General features: G+C 66.1%; 18 protein-coding genes. 15 read left to right on the top strand and 3 right to left on the bottom strand.

Features of this window, described 5'->3' with window-relative positions:
- Positions 1-64 precede the first annotated feature (64 nt).
- The 6 genes from Q0R23_RS18435 (at position 65) to Q0R23_RS18410 (ending at position 10,591) form a co-directional block, all read left to right on the top strand.
- Complete coding sequence (locus tag Q0R23_RS18435) at positions 65-862, top strand: hypothetical protein (protein ID WP_293915460.1); 798 nt, start codon at positions 65-67, stop codon at positions 860-862.
- A 190-nt stretch (positions 863-1,052) separates the two neighbouring features.
- Positions 1,053-1,814 carry a hypothetical protein gene (locus Q0R23_RS18430; RefSeq protein WP_293915458.1) on the top strand — a complete coding sequence of 254 codons (762 nt, stop codon included), beginning with the start codon at positions 1,053-1,055 and terminating at the stop codon, positions 1,812-1,814.
- 379 nt (positions 1,815-2,193) lie between these two features.
- On the top strand, positions 2,194-4,377 hold the full coding sequence (gene glgX, locus Q0R23_RS18425) for a glycogen debranching protein GlgX (protein ID WP_293915456.1): 2,184 nt from the start codon (positions 2,194-2,196) through the stop codon (positions 4,375-4,377).
- Between the two features lie 530 nt (positions 4,378-4,907).
- Entirely contained in the window at positions 4,908-6,791 is a 1,884-nt protein-coding gene (gene treZ / locus Q0R23_RS18420; RefSeq protein ID WP_293915454.1) for a malto-oligosyltrehalose trehalohydrolase, read from the top strand.
- Complete coding sequence (gene treY, locus Q0R23_RS18415) at positions 6,788-9,757, top strand: malto-oligosyltrehalose synthase (protein WP_293915452.1); 2,970 nt, start codon at positions 6,788-6,790, stop codon at positions 9,755-9,757. Before treZ ends, treY begins: the two co-directional genes overlap by 4 nt.
- A 162-nt stretch (positions 9,758-9,919) precedes the next feature.
- The gene (locus Q0R23_RS18410; protein ID WP_293915450.1) at positions 9,920-10,591 is read left to right on the top strand and encodes a Bax inhibitor-1/YccA family protein; all 672 of its coding nucleotides are present in this window, start codon (positions 9,920-9,922) and stop codon (positions 10,589-10,591) included.
- Positions 10,592-10,724: 133 nt separating this feature from the next.
- Here the strand turns inward: Q0R23_RS18410 and Q0R23_RS18405 are convergent, their stop codons facing one another.
- From Q0R23_RS18405 to Q0R23_RS18395, 3 genes are all read right to left on the bottom strand, one after another.
- Complete coding sequence (locus Q0R23_RS18405) at positions 10,725-11,357, bottom strand: FMN-dependent NADH-azoreductase (RefSeq protein WP_293915448.1); 633 nt, start codon at positions 11,355-11,357, stop codon at positions 10,725-10,727.
- A gap of 585 nt (positions 11,358-11,942) precedes the next feature.
- Positions 11,943-13,643 (bottom strand): maltose alpha-D-glucosyltransferase, encoded by a 1,701-nt coding sequence (treS, locus tag Q0R23_RS18400; protein WP_293915446.1) that lies wholly within the window; start codon positions 13,641-13,643, stop codon positions 11,943-11,945.
- Positions 13,644-14,051: 408 nt separating this feature from the next.
- Positions 14,052-14,492, bottom strand: coding sequence for an OsmC family protein (locus tag Q0R23_RS18395; protein WP_293915444.1), 441 nt, complete (start codon positions 14,490-14,492; stop codon positions 14,052-14,054).
- A gap of 282 nt (positions 14,493-14,774) precedes the next feature.
- Between Q0R23_RS18395 and Q0R23_RS18390 the strand changes: the two genes are divergently transcribed.
- From Q0R23_RS18390 to ftsA, 9 genes are all read left to right on the top strand, one after another.
- The gene (locus Q0R23_RS18390; protein ID WP_293915442.1) at positions 14,775-15,932 is read left to right on the top strand and encodes a collagen-like protein; all 1,158 of its coding nucleotides are present in this window, start codon (positions 14,775-14,777) and stop codon (positions 15,930-15,932) included.
- A gap of 154 nt (positions 15,933-16,086) precedes the next feature.
- Positions 16,087-16,938, top strand: coding sequence for an alpha/beta hydrolase (locus tag Q0R23_RS18385; RefSeq protein ID WP_293915440.1), 852 nt, complete (start codon positions 16,087-16,089; stop codon positions 16,936-16,938).
- Between the two features lie 270 nt (positions 16,939-17,208).
- Positions 17,209-18,582, top strand: coding sequence for a UDP-N-acetylmuramoyl-L-alanine--D-glutamate ligase (murD, locus tag Q0R23_RS18380; protein WP_293915438.1), 1,374 nt, complete (start codon positions 17,209-17,211; stop codon positions 18,580-18,582).
- Positions 18,583-18,668: 86 nt separating this feature from the next.
- A complete protein-coding gene (locus tag Q0R23_RS18375; protein ID WP_293915474.1) occupies positions 18,669-19,790 on the top strand; it encodes an FtsW/RodA/SpoVE family cell cycle protein in 1,122 nt (373 codons plus the stop codon).
- Positions 19,791-19,929: 139 nt separating this feature from the next.
- The gene (gene murG / locus Q0R23_RS18370) at positions 19,930-21,024 is read left to right on the top strand and encodes an undecaprenyldiphospho-muramoylpentapeptide beta-N-acetylglucosaminyltransferase (RefSeq protein WP_293915436.1); all 1,095 of its coding nucleotides are present in this window, start codon (positions 19,930-19,932) and stop codon (positions 21,022-21,024) included.
- 266 nt (positions 21,025-21,290) lie between these two features.
- Positions 21,291-22,700 carry a UDP-N-acetylmuramate--L-alanine ligase gene (murC, locus tag Q0R23_RS18365; protein ID WP_293915472.1) on the top strand — a complete coding sequence of 470 codons (1,410 nt, stop codon included), beginning with the start codon at positions 21,291-21,293 and terminating at the stop codon, positions 22,698-22,700.
- The gene (locus tag Q0R23_RS18360) at positions 22,697-23,581 is read left to right on the top strand and encodes a UDP-N-acetylmuramate dehydrogenase (RefSeq protein ID WP_293915434.1); all 885 of its coding nucleotides are present in this window, start codon (positions 22,697-22,699) and stop codon (positions 23,579-23,581) included. Before murC ends, Q0R23_RS18360 begins: the two co-directional genes overlap by 4 nt.
- A 316-nt stretch (positions 23,582-23,897) precedes the next feature.
- Positions 23,898-24,725, top strand: coding sequence for an FtsQ-type POTRA domain-containing protein (locus Q0R23_RS18355; protein WP_293915432.1), 828 nt, complete (start codon positions 23,898-23,900; stop codon positions 24,723-24,725).
- Positions 24,722-26,091 (top strand): cell division protein FtsA (gene ftsA, locus Q0R23_RS18350; protein ID WP_293915430.1); only part of this gene is annotated, 1,370 nt, incomplete at its 3' end. The genes Q0R23_RS18355 and ftsA, both read left to right, overlap by 4 nt.

Raw genomic sequence — 26,091 nt, 5'->3', positions numbered from 1 at the left:
CGCAACCCCCCCTTGTGCAACCTTCACCAGAGCACGCCGCCACCACAACCTCTAAACTGCCCCCATGACCCGTCCCAAGAAAACCACCACACCCGCTTCCCGGCGCGGCGGCGCCAAGTCTGCCAGAGAACTCGAAAAAGTCGGGCCATCGCGCCCCGCTGGACCCAGCCGCGACCCGCGCACCGCCGAGGGCCGCAGCGGCAGCAAAGCCAACGACGCCCGCCAGACCGCCCGGCCCACCGCCACCGGCCTGGGCACGGCTGGAGCGGACGCACCCGATAAAAAACGAGCCAGCCGCAGCGGGGAGAGCAGCAGCAAGCCGTCCGGGCCACCCAGGCGCGGCGGCAAAGCGGGCGCTCCGCTTAAATCAGGTGCGGGCAAATCGGGTGCAGGCAAATCGGGTGCGGGCAAGTTCGGCACCGGCAGAGCGGGCGTCCGGAAAACGGGCACGGGCAAACCCACCGGCCCCCGTGGCGCGGCGCTGGGCGTGGACCTGGGCGCCGCCGACCCCGAAACGGCCTTCCGTGACCGTGACGGCGAGACGCACCGCTTTACCGAAAGCCCACTCAAGCGGGTGGCGGCGCAGATTCTGCGTGAGCGCAACAAGCCCTGGCGCTACCGGCCCTTTCCGTTTCCGCTGTTTACCGACAAGGGCGCCGAACAGACCTTTTATTTCGATTTCTACGTCTACGACAACATGGACATGATTCTGAAACTGGTGTTGGTGGCGCCCCGCGAGTCGGCGGAGGTCTGGGACAAGATCGGGCGCTTCAAAAAACAGTTTCCGATGTACAGCTACGAACTGTGGACCCCGGAGAAACTCGCCCGCCTGAAAAACCCGCGCACCGAACTGGGGTTTTGAGGCCGGGTTGCTGAGGCTGGGCTACTGAGTTTGGGCTGTTGAAGCCCAGCCCCAGAAGCCGCGTGGCCGGGCAGGTTCACGCCGTTCATAGACAGGACACGCTGCAAACAGCCGTTAACGATCTTCTCATGATGAGAAATAGTTTACGTTCAGTGTGATTTTTTCACATTGGGGTCGCTAAGCTATTCTCATGAAGAATCTAAACAGCGCAATTCTGCCTGGTCTCACCACGAGGGCTCTGGCAAGCCTGTCTGTTTTCGTGCTCGCAGCGCAGACTCAGGCCACTGCATCTTCCACTGTGTCTCCCACGGCGTCTCCCACGGCGGCGGCCAGAACGAGTAGGCTGCTGGCCGATTACACCCCGTATCCACAGGCGCGGGCCATCGCCTGGCGGGCCTGCACCGTACCCGCTCCGAGTGGCAAAGGCAACAAGGTCAGAACCACCATCAACTGCCCAGGTGCCACGATCGACTGGCGCTCCAGCAACAGCTTTTTCAGCCTCACGCTGCGTTCTGGGGGCCGCAGCAGCTCGCTACCGTCTCTGTACGGTGGTGACCAGGGTAGTCACGCGCCAACAGCATTTGCGGCTGATCTGAATGGTGATGGTCGCCTTGATTACCTCATCGAGCACCATGACGGCATCGACAGATACATCATGTCCGAGAGCGGCACCTCCGTGTTGGCACTGTCGGGGAAATCAGGCTATAAACTGGACAGCGCCGTAACGATGTTACTATCCCCAAATGCCGTGACCCGTCTGGGCAAAACGGTCTACCTTTTGAGCGGCGGCTATCTGAGCGGTATGAACATGCAAAATCAGAGCCATCCCTACTTTCAATTCGAGCCTCGTGAAATTCGGGGACAGCGGCTGATTGACCGCCCATCTATCGGTATTCAGTACACGCGCAAACCCAACCACCTATCAGCCATTATTCATAAGGATACTGAGTAAACAAAAAGAGCGCCGTCCATTTTCCGAAAAAAATCGCAACCAACTGGCAAATTCATTCGATGCTCAGAAGGGCTTTGGGCACCGTTTTGACTTGCTTGGCATGTTGGTTTATCATGTTGGCTGTATTCACAGGCGTGTGGATGAGCAGATGAATAGACAGGGGTCTCGGCAATCTGTAAGCGAATACTCCAAAAACATGAGAAGCATCTGCTACGCTCGCCTCGCGGTGAAAGACCGCCTGTCAGCAGGCGGGTTCCCCGTTTTTTCGACACCGCTGAAGAAACGAACAGCGCCCCATCCGCACCAGACAATTCACAGCACCAGACACAAACCACAGCCGCCTGCACTTTGGGGCGGCTTTTGAAAGGGGACCGATCACATGACCACCAGACCCAGACCCGGTGTGCCCTCTCCACTCGGCGCGACCCCAGATTCGGAAGGTACCAACTTCGCGCTCTACAGCGAGAACGCCTCCGGCGTCGAGCTGTGCCTCTACGACGATCAGGGCTTGGAGACCCGCATTCCCGTCACCGAGCAGACCGCCTTCGTGTGGCATGTCTACGTGCCGGAGGTCCAGCCCGGCCAGCGCTACGGCTACCGGGTGTCGGGCGAGTACGAGCCCGACCAGGGCCTGCGCTTCAACCCCAACGTGGTGCTGCTCGACCCCTACGCCAAGGCGGTGGACGGCACCGAGCAGTTTGGCAAGGGTGTCTTCGCCTACGTGCCCGGTAGCGACGACCACACCATGCAGACCGGGGACCAGCGCGGCGCCCCCAAGGGCCTGGTGACCGATCCGGGCTTCGACTGGCAGGGCGACTCGCCGCCCAGGGTGCCGTTTCACCAATCCGTCATCTACGAGGCCCACGTGCGCGGCCTGACCATGACCCACCCTGACGTGCCAGAGGAGCTGCGCGGCACCTACGCGGGCGTCGCCAACCCGCCGACGCTGAAGTACCTCAAGGAGCTGGGCATCACGGCCATCGAGCTGATGCCGGTGCATCTGCACCTCGACGATCCGTTTTTGCTGGGTAAGGGGCTCGACAACTACTGGGGCTACAGCACGCTGAGTTTCTTCGCGCCGGAAGTGCGCTACAGCGCCGCCGCCCGGCAAGGTAATCCGCAGGGCGTCATCGCCGAATTCAAGGGCATGGTCAAGGCGCTGCACCGCGAGGGCATCGAGGTGATTCTGGACGTGGTGTACAACCACACGGCGGAAGGCAACCACATGGGGCCGACGCTGAGCTTCAAGGGCATCGACAACCCGACCTATTACCGGCTGGTGAATGAGAACGCCCGGCACTACTTTGACTACACCGGCACCGGCAACAGCCTCAACGTGCGCCATCCCCAGACGCTGCAACTGATTATGGATTCGCTGCGCTACTGGATCACCGAAATGCACATCGACGGCTTCCGCTTCGACCTGGCCAGCACGCTGGCACGTGGCCTGCACGAAGTCGATCAGTTATCGAGCTTTTTCACCATCATTCACCAGGACCCGGTTATCAGCTCGGTCAAATTGATCGCCGAGCCCTGGGACGTGGGCGAGGGCGGCTACCAGGTCGGCAACTTTCCGGTGCAGTGGGCCGAGTGGAACGGCATCTACCGCGACGACATGCGGGCCTTCTGGCAGGGCGAGGGCGGGCTGGCTTCCGAGATCGGCTACCGCCTGACCGGCAGCAGTGATCTGTATCAGTCGGACGGGCGCAAACCCTCGGCCAGCATCAATTTCATGACCGCCCACGACGGCTTTACCCTGCGCGATACCGTCAGCTTCAACGACAAGCACAACGACGCCAACGGGGAAGGCAACAACGACGGCCACAACGACAACAAATCCTGGAACTGCGGCGTGGAAGGCCCCACGGACGACGCCGAGATCAACGCCCTGAGATCACGTCAGCAGCGCAACATGCTGGCCACGCTGGTGCTCTCGCAGGGCACGCCGATGATCCTGGGCGGCGACGAGATCGGGCGCAGCCAGGCTGGTAACAACAACGCCTACTGCCAGGACAACGCCATAAGCTGGTACGACTGGGCCAACGTCGATGAGGGGCTGCTGGCCTTCACGCAGAAGTTGCTCAGGCTACGGCGCGAGCACCCGGCGCTGCACCGCCGCAAGTTCTTCTCCGGGCGCACCATTCGCGGCGAGAACGTGCGCGATATCGTCTGGCTGCGCTTTGACGGCAAAGAGCTGACCGACAGCGACTGGCAGAGCAACGAGACCCAGAGCCTGGGCGTGTTCCTCGACGGTAACGGTCTGAACGACGTGGACCCGATGGGCAACCCGGTGCGCGACGACCACCTGCTGCTGCTGCTGAGCAGTTCCTACGTGGACCTGCCGTTCACCCTGCCCGCGCTGGGCGAGTGCGGCGAGTGGGAGCTGCTGCTCGACACCTTCGACGACAGTGCCCAGGAGCACATCCTCGCCGGAGAGCAGACCACCCTGCACGCCCGCAGCGTCAAGCTCTACCGCTGCGCCAGGGCCGAGGTCAGACCGGAGTCCGCCGAGCCGCAGCTTCAGGCCACCCCCGCCGGGCCCGCCCCTAGCAAGCAGGTCTAGCAAGCAGGTCTAGACCAGTCCAGCGTTCTGAAAGTGGTGCCGCGACTCTCCCGCAGGAGGCGAGGGTCATAGAATTCCCAGAACGCGGTGCCGGGCCCCCAATTTGTCATCCTGAACGCAGTGAAGGGTCTGCCGTGGCCGGGAAACCTCGCCAGTGGGTCGCGAAAGGCCCTGACATGTTCGCTGCGTCCGCACGCGGGCCGGGAGAGGCTTTCACTTTAATCAGCATGACGATCGGCATGACGACCCGCCCTCTGGTGGCGCCCTGAGTTCAGACCCAATACAGCCAATTGCTGAGAATCCTGAGCCGGGGAGCGCGGCCCTGCGGTTCGTCTGACCGGCGCCTGTGGGCTGAACTGCGCCGCGCAGCCTGGCAGCGACTTTAAGCTGTTCTCACCGCCTGGGCGCGTCGGCTGGGTAGCGTGGAGCACTGCCAGTCAGTTTACCACGCAGGCTGGCCCAGACTTTCCTTTCCAACCCTCTCGACGCGGGCCACTTCACTGCTGTGCTCCGCCCCCAGGAGCCCAGCCATGCCCGTTGACCAGACCCTGATCCACGAACCTCAGCCTGAAGCTCGACCCTCCGGCAGTGAACGCGGCCAACATGAACGCGGCCAGAATGAACGCCGCCAACATGAACGATTGGGCGCCCAGTACCTGCCCGGCAGCCGCAGCACCCGCTTCCGGGTCTGGACCACCGAAACCGATCAGGTGGCGGTGCGTATCCGGGGCCAGGACTATCCGCTGAAAGCCAGCGAGAAACCCAGTCAGGTGTCCGTCCACAGCGGTATCTTTCAGGCGACGTTGCCCTTTGGCCCCGGCACGCGCTATGTCTTCGTGCTGGGCGGGATTGTGACGCCCGATCCGTATGCCCGCTTTCTGCCTGACGGCGTTCACGGCGAGGCCGAAGTGCTGCATTTCGGCGCTTACGAGTGGCGTCACAGCGACTGGAATGGCCTGGCGCTCCATGAATGCATCTTCTACGAGCTGCATGTCGGCACCTTCACCCCGGCGGGCACCTACGCGGCGGCCCAGGCGAGGTTGCCGGATTTAAGGGCGCTGGGCGTCACGGCCATCGAGTTGATGCCGATTGCGGCCTTTGCTGGCGAGTACGGCTGGGGCTACGACGGCGCGGCCCTCTACGCCCCGCACGCGCCGTATGGCCGCCCCGACGAGCTGATGGCCTTTATCGACGCGGCGCACGGGCTGGGGCTGGCGGTGTTTTTAGACGTGGTGTACAACCATTTCGGCCCCGACGGCAATTACCTGACCAGCTACAGCCCGCAGTATTTCACCGAGCGCTTCCGGAGTGCCTGGGGCGCCGGGCTGGATTACCGCGAGCGCCACATGCGCCGCCTGATTACCGAGAACGCCCGGATGTGGCTGCGCGACTACCACTTCGACGGCCTGCGACTGGACGCCACCCAGAGCATGCCCGACGACTCGCCGACCCATATCTTGCAGGAGCTGGCGAGCGAGGTTCACCGGCTGGGCGGCACCCATTTGATGCTGGCCGAGGACTACCGCAATTTGCCGAGGCTGGTCACGGAGTATCACCTCGACGGCATCTGGGTCGACGACTTTCACCACGAGATGCGCGTGACCCTGACCAGCGACCAGGACGGCTATTACCAGGCGTTTCGGGGCGGGGCGGCGGCCCTGGCGCACACCATCGCGCGCGGCTGGACCTATGAGGGGCAAACCTGGCCGATGGAGGACCAGGCCCTGCCCGGCAACCGGCGCGGCGAGAGTGCCGAGCGGCTCGAAGCCTCCAGCTTCGTGTATTTCATCCAGAACCACGACCAGATCGGCAACCGCGCCCTGGGCGACCGGGTGACGGATCTGGAGCGCGTCACGCCCGCCGCCTTCCGGGGCGCGAGTACCCTGCTGCTGAGCCTGCCGATGACGCCGCTGCTGTTTCAGGGCCAGGAATGGGCCGCCAGCACGCCGTTTCCGTTTTTTTCCGACCACCACGGCGAACTCGGTGAGCTGGTCAGTCAGGGCCGCAAACAGGAATTCGGCCATTTCGAGGGCTTTTCCGGCGAGGTGCTCGACCCCCAGGACCGCGCCACCTTCGAGGCCGCCAAACTGCGCTGGGCCGAGCGCGAGACGGGTGAGCACGGCCTGACCCTGGAGTTGCACCGCCGACTGCTGACGCTGCGCAAAACCGACCCGGTGCTGCGGGGCCGCAGCCGCCAGGGCCTGAGCAGCGGCTTTGTGGGCGAGGTGCTGTGGGTGCGTTTTCAGGTGGGCGACGGCGAACGATTGCTGCTGTGGAATACCGGCAGCCTCAGCGTGCGGCCCTGGGAGCTGAAGTTGCCCTTCGCGCTGCCCAGCGCCCTGGTGCTGCACAGCGAAAACCGCGTGACACCTACCCTCGGCCCCGGCGAAGCGGTCATTCTGGGTGAGGGATGACCACCCTGGAGCGACCAGCCACCGGCCCGCAACACCAGTCTCAGACAACCCAGTCTCAGACAACCCAGTCTCAGACAGCCCAGTCTCAGACAGCCCAGTCGCCTGCCGCGCCGCCGCCCACAGCGCAGCTTCCCCGCGCCACCTACCGGCTGCAACTGCACAGCCCCACCGAGTTGCCCGGCGGCGGCCAGGCCCGTTTCGACTTTCGGGACGCCGCCAGGGTCGTGCCGTACCTGGCGCGGCTGGGCGTCAGCACGCTGTATCTGTCGCCGATCTGGCAGGCCGCGCCCGGCAGCTCGCACGGTTACGACGCCACCGACCACAGCCAGGTGTCAGGCGAGCTGGGCGGCGAGGCCGGACTGCGCAAGCTGTGGGCGGCGGCGAAGGCGCACAAGCTGACCTTGATCGCCGATTTCGTGCCCAACCACATGGGCATCGCGTCGGGTCACAACCCCTACTGGGAAGACGTGCTGCGCCACGGCCAAGCCAGCCGTTACGCCCACTTTTTCGATATCAGTTGGGAGCCGCTCAAGCGCTCGCTGCGGGGCAAGGTGCTGCTGCCGGTGCTGGGCGATCAGTACGGTCAGGTTCTTTCTAGCGGCGAACTGACCGCCGAGCGCTCAGGCGGCGAACTGGGACTGCGCTACTTCGGGCGGCTGTTTCCGCTCTCGCCGCGCACCATCGCCCCGATTCTGGAGCGGGCCTGGGCGCTGTGCGAGCTGAGTGACACCAGCGACGCCCGGCTCGATCTGGCGTCCCTGGCGCTTCAGGCGCTGAACCTGCCGCGCAGCGGCGGCGAGCTGTCAAATGAAGACCGGAGCAGCCGGGCGCGCGAGACCGACGTGATGACCCGGCGGCTCTCGGCGCTGGCCGCCCTGCCCGCCGTGAACCGGGCGCTCGCCCAGGCCCTAGCCGAGCTGAACGCCGACCTGCCGCGCCTGGACGCTTTGATTCAGGAACAGAACTACCGCCTGAGTTCCTGGAAAGTGGCCTCCGAACAGATCAATTACCGGCGCTTTTTTGACATCAACGACCTGGCCGCCCTGCGCGTCGAGGACCCCCGTGTCTTCGACTGGGCGCACAGCAAACTGTTTGAACTCGTCAGGGAGGGCGTGATTTCCGGCGTCCGGCTCGACCACACCGACGGCCTGTACGACCCCGCCGGGTACTTCCAGCAGTTGCAACAGCGGGCCGCCGAGGTGCTGGGCGCCGAGTACGCGCCGGGCGACAGGCCGCTGTACGTGGTCGCCGAGAAGATTCTGGAGCCGGGCGAGCGCCTGCCTGCCTGGCCGGTCCACGGCACCACCGGCTACGATTTTCTGGCGCAACTCGGCGGCGTGCTCATAGACGCGGCTGCCGAGGACGAGATCGGCGGCATCTACCGGCGCTTCACCGGGGACCGACAAAGCTACGGCCAGACCCTGCACACCGCCAAGGAGCTGATTCAGCGCGTCAGCCTGGCCTCCGAGGTCAACGTCTTAGCCGAGCACCTGGAGCGGCTGGCCGAGGCCGATCTAAGATGGCGCGACTTCACGCTCAGCAGTCTGCGCGAGGTGCTGCGGGCGGTCATCGCGGCCTTTCCGGTGTACCGGACGTACGTGCGGCCCGGCGGCGGGCGCGAGAGCGGAGACGACGCCAAGATCGACCGGGCCATCGCCGACGCCCGCAAACTGGACCGCGAACTCGACGCCTCGCTGTTTGCCTTTTTGCGCTCGGTGCTGACCCTGGACGCCCCGGACGCCGCCACACGGGAGGGCTACGCCGACTTCGCCTTCAAGTTTCAGCAACTGACCGGGCCGGTGACCGCCAAAGGCGCCGAGGACACCGCCTTTTACCGCTACGCCCGGCTGCTGAGCCTGAACGAAGTCGGCGGCGACCCGGCGCTGTTCGGCACGCCGCCGCGCACCTTTCACGCCCAGGCCAGGGAGCGCGGCGAGCACTGGCCCGGCGCCCTGAACCCCACCTCGACCCACGACACCAAACGCGGTGAGGACACCCGCGCCCGCTTGGCCGTGCTCAGCGAGCTGCCGCAGACCTGGGCAGCCTACCTGAGCGTCTGGAGCCGCCTGGCCCGGCCCTTCGAGGTGCAGCTCGGCGAGGCCGGGGCGCCGGTCCGCGCACCCAGCCACACCGACCTGATGATGTTCTTCCAGAACGCGCTGGGCGCCTTTCCTCTGGGTAGCGGGCCACTCGGTGGGACTACCGAAGGTTTGGCTGACCGGCTGAGCGCCGCCATGCTCAAATCGGTGCGGGAAGCCAAGCTCCACACCAGTTGGGCCGCGCCCGACGAGCGCTACGAACAGGCCCTGGACGGCGCCGTGCGCGGGCTGCTGGCCACCCCGGAGTTCATAGGCAGCCTGGGTGAGCTGCACCGCCGCGTCAGCCCCTACGGCGCCCAGAACGGTCTGTCGATGGCGCTTATCCGGCTGAGCGCCCCCGGCATTCCCGACACCTACCAGGGCACCGAGGGCTGGAACCAGTCGCTGATGGACCCCGACAACCGCCGCCCGGTGAACTTTGCCCGCCTGAGCGCCGCCCTGAAGCGCATCGAGGACCGGCATGGACGTGATTCACTCGGTCTGGCGCGTGAGCTGCTGGGCCGCTACCAGACTGGCAAGGTCAAGCTGCTCATCACCTGGGCCGCCCTGCAAGCCCGCGCCGAGCACCCGGAGCTGTTCGCCCAGGGCCGTTACCAGGCGCTCAGCGGCGGCAAGCACGTGCTGGCCTTCGCCCGGCAGCTCGGTAGCCAGGTGGCCGTGACCGTCGCGCCGAGATTGACCTGCACTTTGACCCGCGAGCAAACGCCCTGGGCGCTGGGCGAAATCTGGGGCAGCCGCACCCTGAAGTTGCCCGGCGGCAGCTACCGCAACGCCCTCACGGGTGAGCGTTTCACGGTTAGAGGCGAGAAGATCGCGCTGGCCAAGCTGCTGGAATTCTTCCCGGCGGCCCTGCTGCTGCGCGACTGAGACGCCGGGCGTAGGTGAGTGCCCGGTGAGCCCCCGAATTTGTAGCAGGAGTGACGATCAGCGGCTCAATCCGGATAACGCCCAGATGAAATAAAGATTTGACCAAGGCGGAGGGTGCTGAAAACCGGAACCTTCCTCAGAGGCGTGGCGTATCCTGTGTCTATGCAAATGACTGCTACTCGCACTGAGACCGTGGTGCGCTCGTTCATGAACCGCACCTACTCCTGGATGACGGCTGGGCTGGTCCTGACGGCTGTTATCGCCTACCTCACCGCCTCGAATCTGGACCTGGCCCGGCAGGTGGCTGGCCTCCGCTTTCCGCTGCTGATCGTGCAACTCGCCGTCGTCTTCGGCATCGGCTTTTTGCTGCCGCGCATCAACGGCCTGGTGGCGGGCATCCTGTTCATGGTCTACGCCGCCATCACCGGCCTGGTGTTCTCCGGCCTGCTGATGGTCTACTCGCTGCCCTCGGTGTATCTGGCCTTCGGCACCACCGCCATCACCTTCGGGGCCATGAGCGTCATCGGCTACACCATCAAGCGCGATCTGTCGGGCATGGGCCGCTTCTTCTTGTTTGCCATCATCGGCCTGATCGTCGCCAGCATCCTGAACATCTGGATCGGCGGCACCGCGCTGAGCCTCATCATCGCCATGGTCGGCGTGCTGATCTTCGCGGGACTGACCGTCTACGACACCCAGATGCTGCGCAACATGGCGCTGAGCGGCATCGACGGCGACAACGCCGAGAAGGGCGCCATCTACGGGGCGCTGTCGCTGTACCTGAACTTCATCAACATGTTCCTGTTCATTTTGAGATTGTTCAACAGCCGCTGAGCGAGTCGGCAAACAAGAAGGCGCCTCCGAGTGGGGCGCCTTTTGCTGTGCTTGTCAACGACTGTCGGTCAACCGCCGCTGCTGGTCAGGGTCAACGGGTGGTCAGGGTCAACGGGTGGCCAGGATCAGCGAATTACGCGCCGAGCGAGGCGGCGATCTGCTTGCCCCGGCTGCTGGCTGCGGCGTAGATGTCTTCCGCCTTGCTGGGATCGAGATTCAGGCCCTCGGCCAGCACCGTGCTGATCTCGGTGATACCCAGGAAGCCCAGCACCGCGCTCAGGTGGGTCTGGGAATGCACGACCGCGCTGGCAGGCGTACCGCTGTACTGGCCGCCACGCGCCTCGATAATAACGGCCTTCTTGTCCTTGACCAGACCGACTGGACCTTTCTCGGTGTAGGTAAAGGTCTTACCGGCCACCGACACGGCGTCGATGTACGCCTTGACCATCGGGGGATACCCGAAGTTCCACATCGGCGCGGCGATCACGATGATGTCGTGCGCCAGAAACTGATCGACCAGCTCGCCCAGGCGCTGCACCTTGCTGGCCTCGTGGTGGCTGAGTTCGCTCTGCGCGGCCAGTTTGCCCCAGCCGGTCATCACGTCGGCGTCGATCAGGGGAATGTGGTCCTCGTACAGGTCGAGTTCACTGACCACGGCGTCCGGGTGGGCGGCCTGGTAAGCGGCGATAAAGTCCTGGCCCAGCCGCAGCGAATACGACTGCTCGGTGCCCTTGGGATTGCCCTTGATGTACAATACTTTGGTCATGTTTTTCTCCTGTGGTGATCGCTGGCCTTCAGATTTTGGCCGCGCAATCAGGGATGCACGATGTCGGCAGAGCCTGACTGAACGGTAGTTTAACCCAACTAACTTTATTTTGTCAATCGGTATGTTTTGCAAAGTAAATGTAGTCTGGCCTACGGTATCATGTTTTCCAACCGCAAGAAAACGGAGCTTTCAGGCGAGCACATACTGCTCCCGTGGTGGCCCTAGGGTCGGGGACGTCATCTTCTTGTTCAGAGCGGCACCTACCGGGCCTGACCGCTTGTGCAAAACGGCACCTACCGGGCCTTCTTGGACGGAACGGACTCTCCTCGTGAACGCACGCCCATGAGGGCGGCACTCGTCCCCCTGGGCACGCCTGGCCGCTGCCCGCCCCGCCCCCTCCCCCCTCTTGGCCGCGTCAGTGTCAGCTTCAGATGCTCATGGTGGTGGCCCCAGGCTCAGGGACGGCCCCTCGCCTCTCTTGGCCACGTCAGTGTCAGCTTCAGATGCTCATGGTGGTGGCCCCAGGCTCAGGGACGGCCCCTCGCCTCTCTTGGCCACGTCAGTGTCAGCTTCAGATGCTCATGGTCAATTCAGCCGCATCCAGTAGTAGTCGTACTTGCCCAGCGTCATCGGGTAGGGCGCCTCGGTGATGACCGCAAAGGGGCTGGCACCCGACAGCGTGACCGGGACGCGGTGAACATGGGCGCTGAGATCGAGCAGCGCGGCCTGGGCGTTGGCGGCGAAGTTGCTGACGATCAGCAGCGTTTCGCCCTCGGTGCGGCGGGTGAAGGCCAGCACGGCGGGGTTGCCGGTGTCGATGAAGGTCAGGTCGCCCTGCGCGAAGGCCGGGTGGCGGCGGCGCAGTTCGAGCTGGCGGGCGGTCCACTTCAGCAGGCTGCTGGGGTCCTGCTCCTGGCTCTGCACGTTGACGCGGGCGAAGCCGTAGACCGAGTCCTGAATCGGCGGAAAAAAGCAGTCTGCCGGAGCCGCCGCCGAAAAGCCGCCGCTGATACCCGCGTTCCACTGCATCGGGGTCCGCACGCCGTTGCGGTCGGGCAGCGACAGGTCGTCGCCCATGCCGATCTCGTCGCCGTAGTACAGAAACGGGCTGCCGGGCAGGGCCAGCAAAACCGTATTGAGCAGTTCGATGCGGCGCCGGTCATTGTCGAGCAGCGGCGCCAGGCGGCGGCGAATGCCCACGTTCATCTTCATGCGGGTGTCGGGCGCGTAGGCGGCGTACATCAAGGCCCGCTCGTCGTCGCTGACCATCTCCAGGGTCAGTTCATCGTGGTTGCGCAGGAAGGTGGCCCACTGCCCGTAGGCCGGAATGGCGGGCAGGCGGTCCATGATGTCGCGGATGCTGGAGGTGTCTTCGAGCTTGAGGCTCATGAACAGCCGGGGCATCACCGGGAAGTTGAAACACATGTGGAACTCCGGCGTGGCCTCGGAGCCGTAATACTCGGCCACGTCTTCGGGCCACTGGTTGGCCTCGGCCAGCAGCAACCGCCCCGGATACTCGCGGTCGACCATAGCGCGCATGGCCTGCAAGGCCTCATGGGTTTCGGGCAGGTTCTCGCAGCTCGTGCCCTCGCGCTCGATCAGGTACGGCACGGCGTCCACCCGGAAGCCGTCGATGCCCAGGTCGAGCCAGAAGCGGGCGGCGTTCAGAATCTCGGCCTGCACTGCCGGGTTGTCGTAATTCAGATCCGGCTGGTGCGAGAAAAAACGGTGCCAGAAGAACTTGCCGACCTGATCGTCATAGGTCCAGTTGCTGGTTTCGGTGTCGGTAAAGATGATGCGGGCGCCGCTGTACTCGCTGCCGGTGTCGCTCCAGACGAAGTAGTGGTAATACGGGTTCTCGGAGCCGTCGGGCAGCACCGGCCCCTTGCGGGCGGCCTGAAACCAGGCGTGCTCGGCGGACACGTGGTTGGTCACGATGTCGATGACCACCCGCAGCCCCCGCGTCTGGGCCTCGCGCACGAACACCCTGAAGTCGTCGAGCGTGCCCAGGTCCGGGTGGACCTCGGTGTAATGGGCCACGTCGTAGCCGTCGTCGCGCAGTGGGCTGGGAAAGAAGGGTTGCAGCCACAGGCAATCGATGCCCAGGTTGCGCAGGTAATCGAGCTTGCCGGTCAGCCCCGGAAAATCGCCCTTGCCGTCGCCGTTGCCGTCTGCAAAGGTGCGCACCGACAGCTCGTAGAACACGGCGCTCTTGTACCACTCGCCCGCGTGGGGCACGGACGCCTGGATGGTTGCTGGATTGCTGGCCTGGGTCGTGTCGGTCATGGGGCAGATTCTAGAGCAGTACTCCGAATTACGCCACGGGGAAAACAGCCTCCCCGCGCCTCCATTCTGCGTCCTGCTCAGTTAAAACTACTCGCTCCGCTCGGTCATAAAAAGGGTTTTTTTATGACATCTGCTCTAGAGCCAGTCGGGTGGGTCCGAGCGGAAAGCTTTGGGCGGATACTCTGGAAGAAAATCGGGAACAGTGGCGCTCCGCAATCCGGTAGTTTCATTTCAGTGTCAGAAACCAGAACTCTCGTCACCCTCGGCGCAGCGAAGGGTCTCGTCGTTGAACGGCGAGACCCTATCAATGCGTTCAGGATGACAACTTGAAAGCTACTACCCGGCAAAAAGCCCCGCCAGACGCGCTGGGGGGCCATGCTCGGTTCTCAGTGCTCAGTACCTCAGTGCTCAGTGTTCCAGCACCGCCTCGTGCTCGATTTGCACGTTGCCTTTCATGATCTGGCTCAACGGGCACATCTCGGCGGCCTTGCCGACGGCGGCCTCGAAGCCCGCCTGGTCCAGCCCGTCCACGGCGCCGCGCACCTTCAGGATCATTTTGGTGATTTTAAAACCCGCGCCCGCCGGTTCCATCACGCAGGTGGCGTCGGTGGCCAGCAGCCGGGCCGGGTGGCCGTCGCCCGCCAGGATGGCCGAGAGCTGCATGGTGAAACAGCCGCCGTGGGCCGCCGCCAGCAGCTCTTCGGGGTTAGTGCCGCTCTCCTCGCCGAAGCGGGTCTGGAAACTGTATTTCTGCTCGCTGAGCACGCCGCTGCCGCTGCTGAGCGTGCCATTGCCGCTGCGAAGATCGCCCATCCAGAGGGCGTTTGCTTTCCGTTCAATATTTGCCATACCGCTCATGAGGCACCACCGGGGCCGCACCTGCATGAAAAAACTCGCTAGAGACCTTCAGGAATCACCAAAGCCCGCACCTTGCCCAGCGCAAAGTAATGCCGCATACTGAGACATCAGATGAGAAACGTTCTCATCCCCGGACTGCTTTCATGAAGGCAGGATCAGTTCCGGGTTGCTCACCAGATTGAGTTTTATGACACAATAGCCGCCAGATGCGAGTTTTCGTCTCTACTCAGCCCCTCACCCACTTGCCCTCACCCACTTTTTCACGGAGGAATCATGAATAAAGCCTTTCTTCGCACGACCCTGACCCTGCTCATCGGCGGCTCCGCCCTGGCCGGTGGCGCTGGACCCGCCCCCATCGTGGCGCCTGCCAAGCCTGTGTCGGTGGCCCCTGCACCCGCCATGCCCAAACCCGCTGCGGCCATGCCCAAGCCGGTGACGCTGGCCTGCACCGAAGGCACCTACGCCAAGGAAGCCATCAAACTGGTGGTCGAGAAAGGTCTGTTTATCGGCTACCCCGACGGCCAGTTCGACTGGTGCCAGGCGGCCACCCGCCAGGAAGTCGCTCAGGTGCTGGCCCGATTGCTGGCCCAGCTCCCCGCCAACCAGACCACCTTCGACCCCGCCCAGCTCGACGTGCTGCGCAAGGGCGTGGCCGACGCGCTGGCCGGGCTCGAAGAGCTACGTGCCCAGCTCGCCGCCCAGGATCAGTCGATCAGCGACCTGCGCGACCAGATCGCGGCCCTTCAGGAAGCGCTCGCCAACCTGCCCGCAGCGGGTAGTGGCGCGGCAGGCACCGCAGGGACGGCGGGTCCGGCTGGCGAGGCTGGCCCGGCGGGCGCGGCTGGTGCCGACGGCGCCGCTGGCCCGGCTGGCGAAGCAGGTCCGGCGGGCGCTGACGGCGCTGAAGGCCCGGCAGGCGCCGACGGTGCTGACGGCGCGGCAGGCCCGGCAGGCGAAGCAGGCCCGGCGGGTCCGGCAGGTGCCCAGGGCGAGGTCGGCCCGGCTGGCCAGGACTTCGTGCCGCCCGCCGCGCCGTTTCGCTACGGCAACTACATCGGCGCGACGTACTACAGCGTATTGCAGAAAAACACCGGCTCGATGGTTCGCCTCATGGCCGGTAACGACTCGCTGTTCGGCAACTTCGGCGTGCGCCTGACCGGCGACATCCGCGTGAGCGGCACCACCCCCGGCAACAGCGCCAGCGGCCTGGTGACCTACCGTGGCACCACCGGACGCTTCGACGGCATCCTGGGCGTGGGCGGCGGCTACAACTTCTCGCGCAGCTCGACCCTCGGCGAATTGCTGATCGGTGTGGACTACCGCGTCATCGACCGCGTGGCCATCTTCGGCGAGGCCCGCCAGCACTACTACTTCGACGGCACCAACGACAGCATCAGCTCGATTACCGCTGGCCTGAAGTTCCGCTTCTAAATCGCCAGATAACGAAAGGCCCGGCCCTGGTGGTCGGGCCTTTCGTTATTAGTGGAAGTGGGGAGTGGGGAGTGGGGAGTGGGAAAAGATCAAGACCTACAGCCCACTCCCCCTCTGTTCCCACAGCCCACTTCCCCCGTACTACACTCACGCCATGTCACCATCCACGTCAATTCCCTGGAGCGCCGATTTCGGCGGCCTGGCCCTGCACGGCGCTCAGTTTCCGGCCCACTCTGAGCGCGGCGCGGTGCTGCTGTGCCACGGGTACGCCGAGCATCACGGGCGCTACGGGCGGCTGATTCAGGCCCTGAACGGCGCCGGGCTCAGCGTCTACACCTACGATCAGCGCGGGCACGGACAGTCGCCGGGCCTGCGGGCGGTGGTGGACCTGAACCATCTGGTCGAGGATCACCTGAAGGCCAGGGCGGCCCTGAGCGGCCTGAGCGTGCCGGTCTTCGCCTTCGGGCACAGCATGGGCGGCCTGATTACGGCGACCTCGGCGCTGCGCGACCCGCGTGGGCTGGCGGGCGTGATCCTGTCGAGCCCGGCCCTACTGGTCGGCGAGGACGAACCGGCGCTGCTCAAGACGCTCAGCGGCGTGCTGGGCAAACTGCTGCCCAGACTGCCCGTCACGGCGCTGGCTTCGGGCGGCCTGTCGCGCATCGCCGGGGAGGTCAGCGCCTACGACAACGACCCGCAGGTCTACCGGGGCAAGGTTCCGGCCCTGACGGCGGCGACCATGTTGCGCCTGAGCCGGGCGGTGATGGCGGGTCTGCCCGGCTGGCGACTGCCCACGCTGCTGCTGCACGGCGGCGCCGACACCATCGCCGACGTGCGCGGCTCGCGGCGCTTTGCTGCCGAGGCCGGAGACGCCCAGACGCCCCGGCCCACCGTCGAGTACCTCGAAGTCGAGGGCGGCTACCACGAGCTGTACAACGACACCGTACAGGCAGAGGTGACGGCCAGGACGGTGAGCTGGTTGGAGGGGCAGATAGGAGGCTTGTAGCGCGTGGCTTGTGGCCTGTGACCTGTGGGAACGGCGAAGGGCTGGGTGGGGCGCAGGAATTTCGGGCGTTGCCGGGTATAACCCCCCACCCGCTACGCAGCAGACGGACTCGCAGAGCGTCTTGAACAGAGCGGCATCTACCGGGCCTCGCCGCCTGTTCGCTGCGTAGCGGACGGGTCATAGCGGCCAGCTCCAGACCGCCGCGAAAACAATCGTCTCTCCCGCGCCCCGCGCCCCACTCCCCCGCCGCAAAAGCGTTACGCTGGGGGCGTGTCCTCTCCACGCCCTGCTTCTCCAACCCTGCTGGTCTATGGCCTGGGCCGCAGCGGACGCGGCGTGTTGCGCTTTCTGGCCCGCAGCGGCGCACGGGCCGACTGGTTCGATGCCCGCCCCAGCGCCGAAGACCTCGATCTGGCCGCCCAGTTCGGGTTTGTGCCGGGCGATCCCAGCGGCGTGTACAGCACCGTGATTGCCGCGCCGGGCGTGCCCATCGACCACCCGGACCTGGAGACGTTGCGCCGGGGCGGCGCCGAGATCATCGGGGAAGTCGAGCTGGCCGCCCGCGCCCGGCCCACGCTGCCGATGGTCGGCGTGACCGGCACGGCGGGCAAGGGCAGCACCACCGTGCTGATCGCCGCGCTGCTGCGGGCGTGTGGCCTGAACGCCCGCGAGGGCGGCAACATCGACCCGCCGCTGCTGGACGTACTGGACGATTTGAGCGACGAGACCGGGGTAGCGGTGGTGGAACTGTCGAGCTTTCAGCTTGAGCGGGTGGTGGGTTTTGCGCCAATGGTCGCCGTCATCACCAATCTGGCCACCGATCACCTGGACCGGCACGGCAGCCTGGAGGCGTACCACGCCGCCAAACTGAACATCACCCGCGCCCAGACGGAGCAGGACTGGCTGGTACTGCCGCAGGGTTTGAACGTGACGACGCGGGCACAGGTCGTTCATTTCAGCTCAACGCAACTCGGCCTGAGCGACGGAACGCCCGTGCTGGACGTGGCCGACTTGCCCGACGGTATCCATCCGGCCAACGCGGCGGCGGCGCTGCTGGCGGCGGAGGGGCTGCTCAGACGGCTGGGCCGGGCTGCCGATTCGGACGTGTTGGCAGCGGCCCTGCGCGGCGCCCAGCCGGTCGGGGGCCGTTTCGAGACGGTGGCGCGGCGCGGCGAACTGCGGTTCGTCAACGATTCGATCGCCACCCGCACCCTGGCGGTGGAAGCCGCCCTGCTACGCGCCAGGCCGCCGATCGCCTGGCTGGTCGGTGGGCGCGACAAGGGCGCCGAGCTGGAACCGCTGCGCCGGGCGGCGGCGGTCCGGGTGAGCTGCGTGGTGGGCTTCGGCGAGGACGGCGAGAAGTTTGCCCGCGCCCTGGGACTGCCGTTCGTGCTGACCCCAGCAGGCGACGGCCCCGAAGCCAGCGGTGAGGAAACGATGCGCCGGGCGGTCGGGTTGGCGGTAGACGCCCTCGGCCCAGACGCCGCGCACACCGGCGGTACGGTGCTGCTCTCGCCCATCGGCACCAGTTTCGATCTATTCCGCGACTATGCCGAACGCGGTGAGCTGTTCCGGGCCGCCGCCCTGGAGATGGCCGGAATGGACGCTGCTGTTCCAGAACATACGGCGCAGGTGCGAGCGTGACCACCGAAGGACTGCCGGGCGGCCCTGTATCCGCCGAAATCCTCAGCACCGAGGCTGCGGCGCCGCGCCCGATCAGCAAACCCGCGATGCTCAGCGCCAACCTGATTCTGGCGCAGGTGCTGCTGCTCTCACTGGGCACGCTGGGCATCGCCACCGCCCAGCCGGAATCTATTCCGCAGCAACTCTTGCGGGCGCTGCTGGCGCTGGGGCTGACCCTGCTGCTGGCCCGGCTGCGGCCCAAAGCCTTCCTGAAGATGGCCACGCCGGTCTGGCTGATCTCGCTGGGGCTGCTGATCCTGGTGCTGGTCGTCGGAGTCGGCACCGAGGCCTCGCCGGGCACCAAGAGGTGGCTCAACGTCCCCGGTTTCCAGTTTCAGCCCTCCGAGTTCGCCAAGCTGGCGCTGGTGATGATGCTGGCGAGCTTCTTCTCGCGCCGGGGCGTGTACCGCAAACTGATCTCGGCCACATTGATGATCGCACTGACCACGCTGCTGGTGCTGGTCGAGCCGGACCTGGGCACCACCGTGCTGATCTTCTCGCTGGGCATCGTGCTGATGTACGCCGCCGGGGTGCGCTTTACCAACATCACCGCGCTGCTGTTCGCCCTGACGCTGCTGGCGCTGCCGGGCTTGAGCATCTACCTGGAAAAACACCAGTACATCGCCCAACGCTTCTTCGACTTTCTGGCCCGCAGACAGCCTACCGGGGGCAGCGTCCCGGTGGGCCTCGATCAGATCGGCATGGCCCACCGCGACCTGAGTTACGGCGGCTTCTGGGGCCAGGGACCGGAGGCGCCGCGCTACCCGTACTTCGCCGATCACACCGACCTGGCCATCGCCTCGGTGGGCTTCTCGACGGGCCTGATCGGCGTCACGATGGTCATTTTCGCGTATCTGCTGGTGGTGTTCACGGCCCTCCAGGTCGGCCAGATCGCCGCCCGCGTGCGCCCGATGACCCCGGAGCTGCACGGCGCGAGCATCATGGCGACGGGGGCCATGTACATGATCGTGGGCCAGGCCTTCGTGAATCTGGCGGTGGCGGCGGGCATCTTCCCGGTGACCGGCGTGCCGCTGCCGCTGGTGAGCTACGGCTTTTCCAGCATGCTCACCATGTCGGTGGCGCTGGCGATTATCCACTCGGCGCTGCGCGAGGTGCGGCGTGCCCTGCCCGAAGAGGAGCAGACCAGCGAGATGACCGCCGCCGACTGAGTGGTGGGGATGTGCAACCCAGTCAGTGCTGCCAGGAGCATCCATCCTGAGCAAAACAGGCTCTGCAATGACGTTCGCCAACAGATTCGAGGCCTGACTCCGTGTTCTGACCGGCGCCAAGCTTGCTAGACTCCGCCCAATGACCTTTGTTGTTCTCTCTACCGGCGGTACAGGCGGGCACATCTACCCCGCCGTCGCCACCGCCCACGAACTCGTCCGGCGCGGCCACACCGTCACGCTGCTGGGCCAGCAGGGCGGCATGGAGCAGCGCATCGCCTCTGAGCAACACCTGGCCTTCTTCGGCGTCCAGGCCGGTAAGCTCGCCCGCAGCGGCCAGGGCCGAGCTGATCCGCGTGAGCTGCTGCGGGCCGGACGCGGCGTGCTAGAAGCCCGGCGCTATCTGGCTGGGAAACGTCCGGCGGTGGTCGTGGGTTACGGCGGCTTCGCCAGCTTACCCGGCGTGTTAGCCGCCCAGAGCCTGGGGCTGGCCACCGTGCTGCACGAGCAAAATGCCCGCCTGGGCCTGACCCAGCGCCTGGCAGCGGGCCGGGCGAAGGCGGTGGGCACGGCCTATCCGGTGGTCGCCGGGTTGCCGCCAGCCAAGGGCGTGCTGGTCGGCATGCCGGTGCGCGAGGAGCGGCTGGAGCGCGGGGCAGCGCTGGCTGGATTAGGGCTGGACGCGGGGCGAATGACCATCCTCGTTATGGGCGGCTCACAGGGCAGCCTGGCGATGAACAATGCGTTGCCGGACATCCTGCGGGCCACCTTTCCGGCTGGACACTCACCCTATGGGCCGGTGCAGGTGCTGCACGCCACCGGGCCGCGCTGGATAGAGCAGACCGCGCCTGTGGTGGCCGACTTGCCCTGGTATCACCCGGTCGGCTACGTGGACGCGGTGGCGGCCTGGTCAGTAGCGGACCTGGCGATTACCCGCGCAGGCACCGGCACGCTGGCCGAGGCGGCGTTTCACGGCGTACCGGACATCATGGTGCCGCTGCCGCAGTCCGCCGAGAACCACCAACTGTTCAACGCCCGCGCCGTGCAGGCTACCGGGGCCGGGCAGGTGGTCGAGCAGTCAGTACTTTCGGCGCAACTGGGGGCGGCAGTGTTAGAGTGTCTGACGGAGAAGTCCCGCCGCGCCATGCAGGCCGCCGCCCTGGCCCGCTCACCCGCAGGCGCTGCGGGGCGACTGGCCGATCTGGTGCTGGCCCACGCCGGAGCGCAGACGGTATGAATGCGGATTTTGCGGGTACAGACCGGATCAATACAAATCAGATCGACGCAAATCAGATCAACACAGACCAGATCAACCCGAACCAGATCAACACAGAACCCATGACCGAACCCACCGATACCCACCCTGCTGCCCAACTCACTGCCGCTGCCCTGCGGGAGTCCACCATCCGACCCGGAGGCGCGGCCCTCGCTGTCGACCCTACCGGTACGACCACCAACGACCTGCCGACCTGCCAGCCTGTTTCCAGCCTGCACTATCACCTGATGGGCGTCGGCGGCATCGGGCTGTCGGCCTTTGCGCGGCTGCTGAGGGCCAAAGGCTACGCGGTCAGCGGCTGCGACGAGCAACCCTCCGAGCTGACCGCCCAGCTCACGCGCGAGGGCATCGCCGTACACGCCCACCACGATCCGGCCCACGTTCACGGCGCCGACGTGCTGATCGCCTCCGAGGCCATCGACAAGCAGCACCCCGAACTCCAGGCGGCGCGGGCGGCAGGCATTGAGGTCCGGCCCCGCATGGCGCTGATGAAGGAACTGCTGGCCGCCTCGCCCTCCATCGGCGTGATCGGCACGCACGGCAAGACCACCACCACCTCGATGATCGCCATCGCCCTGATCGGCGCCGGACTCGATCCCTCGGCGCTGGTCGGCGGCATCGTGCCGGAGTTCGGCAGCTCTGAATTGGACGGCCCGGAATCAAACAGTTCAGGGCTAGGCGGCAGTAACGCCCGCATCGGCGCCGGGCCGTTCGTGGCCGAGGTGGACGAATCGGACCGCCACTTCCAGTACGCGGTGGCCCAGACCGCCGTGTTCACCAACGCCGAGGACGACCACGTGGGCGGCGCCGAGGGCAGTGAGCTGGCAACCTACTGGCACAGCGTCGAGGAGCAGCACGCGGCCTTCGGGCGCTTCGTGACCCAGGCCGAGCGGGTGCTCTACTGCGCCGACTGGCCGGGCCTGAGCGAGTTCACCGAGGGCCATCCACAGGCGCTGAGCTACGGTACGGCACCGGGCAGCAGCTACCGCGCCGTGAACGTCCAGCCCGACGAATCCGGCACCTCGTTTACCGTCGAGAAGCACCTGCCGGGCCAGTCTGTGAACGTGCTCGGTGAGGCGCGGGTCAGCCTGCCCGGCACCCACAACGTGCTCAACGCGCTGGCCGCCCTGGCCGTCACCGACCTCTACGGCGGGCCGTTTGGCAAAGCCGCCGCCGCGCTGGCCGAGTTCCGGGGACCGGGGCGCCGCTGGCAGCACATCGGGTACCTGAACGGGGCCTTGATCGTGGACGACTACGCCCACAACGCCACCAAGGTCGCCGCCGCTGTGCAGGCCGCGCACCAGACCGGGCGGCGGGTCCGGGTGGTGTTTCAGCCGCACCGCTTCCTGAGAACCCAGCAGAGCTGGCCGCGCCTGGCCGAGTCGCTGATGCTGGCCGACGAGGTGCTAATTCTCGATATCGCCGCCGCCTCCGAGCCGCCGATTGAAGGCATCCACGCCACCCTCATCAGCGAGCGGCTGCGCGAGAACGGCCACAAGGCCGTGCGCTACTGGCCGCGCCGCGAGGACGCCGTGGCCTACCTGCGTTCCAGCGCACTGAGCACCGACATCATCATCAGCATGGGCGCGGGCGACGTCTGGAAGGTAGCGAGGGCGCTCGCCGGGTCGACGCCGTGACCGCCCTGAGCGGCTCACGCACCGGCGCCCGCGTGGAGCGGCTGCCCCTGTCGCGCTTCACCACCATCGGCGTGGGCGGCGAGGCCGAGGTCTGGACCGTGAGTGACCACGCCCAGCTCGCCGAGGCGATGGCGGCGCCCTACCGCATCCTGGGCGGCGGCAGCAATCTGGTGGTGGCCGACGCTGGGCTGAGCGAGCGGGTCATCCGGCTGTCGGGCGAGTTCGCCGTCACCGACCTGTCCCCCGGCCCCGAAAGCACCCAGGGTCAGCTCATCACCGGCTGGGTGGGCGGCGGGGTGCCGCTACCCGGCCTGCTGCGGCGGCTGCGTCAGGCGGGCCTGTCCGGACTGGAGGGCACGGTGGGCGTGCCTGCCCAGGTCGGCGGCGCGGTCTGGATGAACGCGGGCACCCGCTACGGCGAGATGTTCGGCGGGCTACACACGCTGGAGATCGCCACGCCGGAAAGTGTGCGTCAGCTCAGCCCCAGTGAATTGCCCTGGGGCTACCGTGACAGCGCCATTCCCCGCAACCACATCGTCACGCGGGTGCGCCTGAAACTGAGCTACAGCACGCCGGAAGCCGTCGGCGCGAAGATGGATTTCGCCGACCTGGCGCGTAAGGGCCAGCCCAAGATGCGCACGCCCGGCTGCGCCTTCAAGAATCCGAGCGACGGCTCAGGCGGCAAGGTCAGCGCCGGACAACTGATCGACGCCGCCGGGCTCAAAGGCAGCCAGATGGGCCAGGCCATGATCTCGCCGGACCACGCCAACTTCATCGTGAATCTGGGCGGGGCCACCGCCGCCGACGTTCACGCCCTGCTGGAGCTGATCCGCGAGAAGGTGGGCATCCGACTCGAACTGGAGTACGAGCTATGGCCGTGAGCAGCGGAGCAGAGATCAAGCTCCCCCACTCCCCACTCCTAACTTCTCTCGCCTTTCTCACAGGCCACGAGCCAAACGAGATTAAGGAAAATGCCATGCATGGGGCGGGAACGCCATCAGGTCGCCCCCTCACCCCGCTGCTTCGCAGCTCCCCTCGCCTTTGGCGCTGTACCAGTCCGCGTTGCGGCTCTGCGAGTCACCCGCAGGGGGCGACTTGTAAAGCTCCGCAGGAGAGGGGTCAACAGCGACCCGCTGAGACGGTCAAGCGTCAAGTTAATCCCGTATCACTCCCCACTGAGCCCCCGCAGGGCCAGCCATGACCCCAGAACCTCGCCCGCGTACCTGGCGCCCGCCCTTCGACGCGGCGCGGCCCAGACGCATTCGCCAGGTTTACGAGACGCTGGCGCCCGTCCAGGCCAGCGCCCCAAACCCGGACCTGCCAGAACCGGACCTGCCAGAACCCGCCCTCACCGGGCCACCCCCCCCAGTTCCCCCAGCGCCGAAACCCAGGCGCTCGCTGTGGCGGCAGTACCGGGTCTTCCTGAGCGTGATGCTCACGGCGCTGATTGCCGTTGGGGCCGCTGCCGGGCTGTGGTACGGCCTGCCGATTCGCACGGTGGAGGTCAGCGGCAACAAACAGCTCACGCTGCTGGAGGTCAAGCGCCTGGCGGGCCTGAGTAACGAGCGGCCCTTCGGCTGGCTCTACTACGGCGCCTGGCGGGCACAGGCGCTGGCCGACAACGCCTGGGTCGAGTCGGCGCATATCACGCGGGTCTTTCCAGACCGAATTAAAGTGGAGGTCACCGAGCGCCTGCCGGTGGCCCAGCTTCGTGACCGCAAGGGCGTCATCAGCGTGGTGGCCGCCGACGGCACGCCGCTGCCGGGCGCCCAGGCCACCGGTCCGGTCATTTCGGGCTGGGGTCCAGGCCGCATGGCCGAGTCATTGTTCGCGGCGAGGGCTCTGGCGCGTTACAATGTCCAGTCAGTGACGTATACACCAACCGGACTCACGGTGCACACCAGTCAGGGCACCATCTGGAGCGGCAACCCAGCGCTGCTGCTCAAGTATGCCAAAGCCATCGAAACCCAGGCCCAAGGGGGCCGTATCAATCTTTACCCGTGGGGAGTGAGCGTCCAGAGATGAAAAATAACCCGTTTATCGTGGGGCTGGACATCGGCACCACCAAAATCACCACCGTCATCGGCGAGATCGGCCCCCAGGGCACGGTGGACATCATCGGCGAGGGAACAGTGCCCAGCGAGGGCATCAAGCGCGGCGCGGTGGTCAACCTGGAGCGCACCACCCACGCCATCCGGCAATCCATCCTGGCCGCCGAACGGGTCAGCGGCGTGCGGGTCAGCCACGCCTACGTCAGCGTGTCGGGCCACCACGTCAAGGCCACCACCTCGCACGGCCTGGCCGCCATCCGCCGCAACCAGGAGATCACGGCGGGCGACGTGGAACGCGCCATCGAGAACGCCCGCGCCGTGCCGCTCGATCCCAACCTGGAAGTCATCCACGCCATTCCCCAGGAATACGTCGTGGACGGCCAGGAGGGCATCAAGAGCCCAGTTGGCATGCACGGCGTGCGCCTCGAAGTCGACGTGCATATCGTCTCCGGCACCGCCGGGCCGCTGGCCAACGTCCGCCGCTGCGTGCAGGAGGCGGGGCTGATTACCGAGGGCTTCGTCTTGCAGTCGCTGGCCTCCGGGCTGGCCGTGCTGGACGCGGGCGAGCGCGACCAGACCGTCGTGGTCATCGATATGGGCGGCGGCACCACCGACGTGGGCGTGTTCCGGCGCGGCAACCTGGCCCACAGCGCCTGCATTCCCATCGGCGGCGATCACGTCAGCGCCGATCTGATGCAGATTCTGAAAATCCCGGTCGAGGAAGCCGAGAACGTCAAGCGCAAGTACGGCGCGGCCCTGCCCGAACTGGCCGACCAGGACCTGACGCTGGAGATCACCACGGCGGCGGGCAATACCCACGCCATCAGCGCCTTCGATCTGTCGCGCATCATCAAGCCGCGCATCAGCGAGATCTACGATTTGATCCGCGACGAGATCGACCGGGGGCTGGGGCCGGTGGAACTGGTGGCCGGAAGCGTGGTCATCACCGGCGGCGGCGCCCTGATGCGCGGCGTCTCCGAGCTGGCCCGCGAGCGCTTTAGATTGCCGGTGCGGATCGGCAAACCGCGCGGCGTCAGCGGTCTGACCGATATCGTGTCCGGCCCGCTGCACGCGACCTCGGTGGGCCTGGTGCTCTACGGCGCCACCCACGAGAACGCCGATTTGAGCATCGACGAACTCGACAAGCCTGCCGCCAAGCCCGCGCCCGTAGCCACCACCAAGCCGCCCGTGACGGTCACGTCGCCGGACCCGCAGGTGATCGTGACCACCAAGCCGGAGGCGGCGCCCAAGCCGGAAGCCAAGCCCAAGGAGCCCAAAGCCCCGCGCACCGGCCCCAGCTTCAGCGAACGGGTCAAAAGCTTTTGGAAAGACTGGATGTA

This window comes from Deinococcus sp. (genome assembly GCF_025362455.1).
Lineage (GTDB): Bacteria > Deinococcota > Deinococci > Deinococcales > Deinococcaceae > Deinococcus.
This window is presented reverse-complemented; position numbering and strand designations above follow the sequence as displayed.

Coding starts and splice junctions, on each gene's coding strand:
- treS (WP_293915446.1), bottom strand. CDS start 13,643: ATGACCGACACGACCCAGGCCAGCAATCCAGCAACCATCCAGGCGTCC.
- Q0R23_RS18405 (WP_293915448.1), bottom strand. CDS start 11,357: ATGACCAAAGTATTGTACATCAAGGGCAATCCCAAGGGCACCGAGCAG.
- Q0R23_RS18395 (WP_293915444.1), bottom strand. CDS start 14,492: ATGGCAAATATTGAACGGAAAGCAAACGCCCTCTGGATGGGCGATCTT.
- Q0R23_RS18435 (WP_293915460.1), top strand. CDS start 65: ATGACCCGTCCCAAGAAAACCACCACACCCGCTTCCCGGCGCGGCGGC.
- treY (WP_293915452.1), top strand. CDS start 6,788: ATGACCACCCTGGAGCGACCAGCCACCGGCCCGCAACACCAGTCTCAG.
- murG (WP_293915436.1), top strand. CDS start 19,930: ATGACCTTTGTTGTTCTCTCTACCGGCGGTACAGGCGGGCACATCTAC.
- Q0R23_RS18355 (WP_293915432.1), top strand. CDS start 23,898: ATGACCCCAGAACCTCGCCCGCGTACCTGGCGCCCGCCCTTCGACGCG.
- treZ (WP_293915454.1), top strand. CDS start 4,908: ATGCCCGTTGACCAGACCCTGATCCACGAACCTCAGCCTGAAGCTCGA.
- Q0R23_RS18430 (WP_293915458.1), top strand. CDS start 1,053: ATGAAGAATCTAAACAGCGCAATTCTGCCTGGTCTCACCACGAGGGCT.
- Q0R23_RS18385 (WP_293915440.1), top strand. CDS start 16,087: ATGTCACCATCCACGTCAATTCCCTGGAGCGCCGATTTCGGCGGCCTG.
- Q0R23_RS18375 (WP_293915474.1), top strand. CDS start 18,669: ATGCTCAGCGCCAACCTGATTCTGGCGCAGGTGCTGCTGCTCTCACTG.
- glgX (WP_293915456.1), top strand. CDS start 2,194: ATGACCACCAGACCCAGACCCGGTGTGCCCTCTCCACTCGGCGCGACC.
- murC (WP_293915472.1), top strand. CDS start 21,291: ATGGGCGTCGGCGGCATCGGGCTGTCGGCCTTTGCGCGGCTGCTGAGG.
- Q0R23_RS18390 (WP_293915442.1), top strand. CDS start 14,775: ATGAATAAAGCCTTTCTTCGCACGACCCTGACCCTGCTCATCGGCGGC.
- Q0R23_RS18410 (WP_293915450.1), top strand. CDS start 9,920: ATGCAAATGACTGCTACTCGCACTGAGACCGTGGTGCGCTCGTTCATG.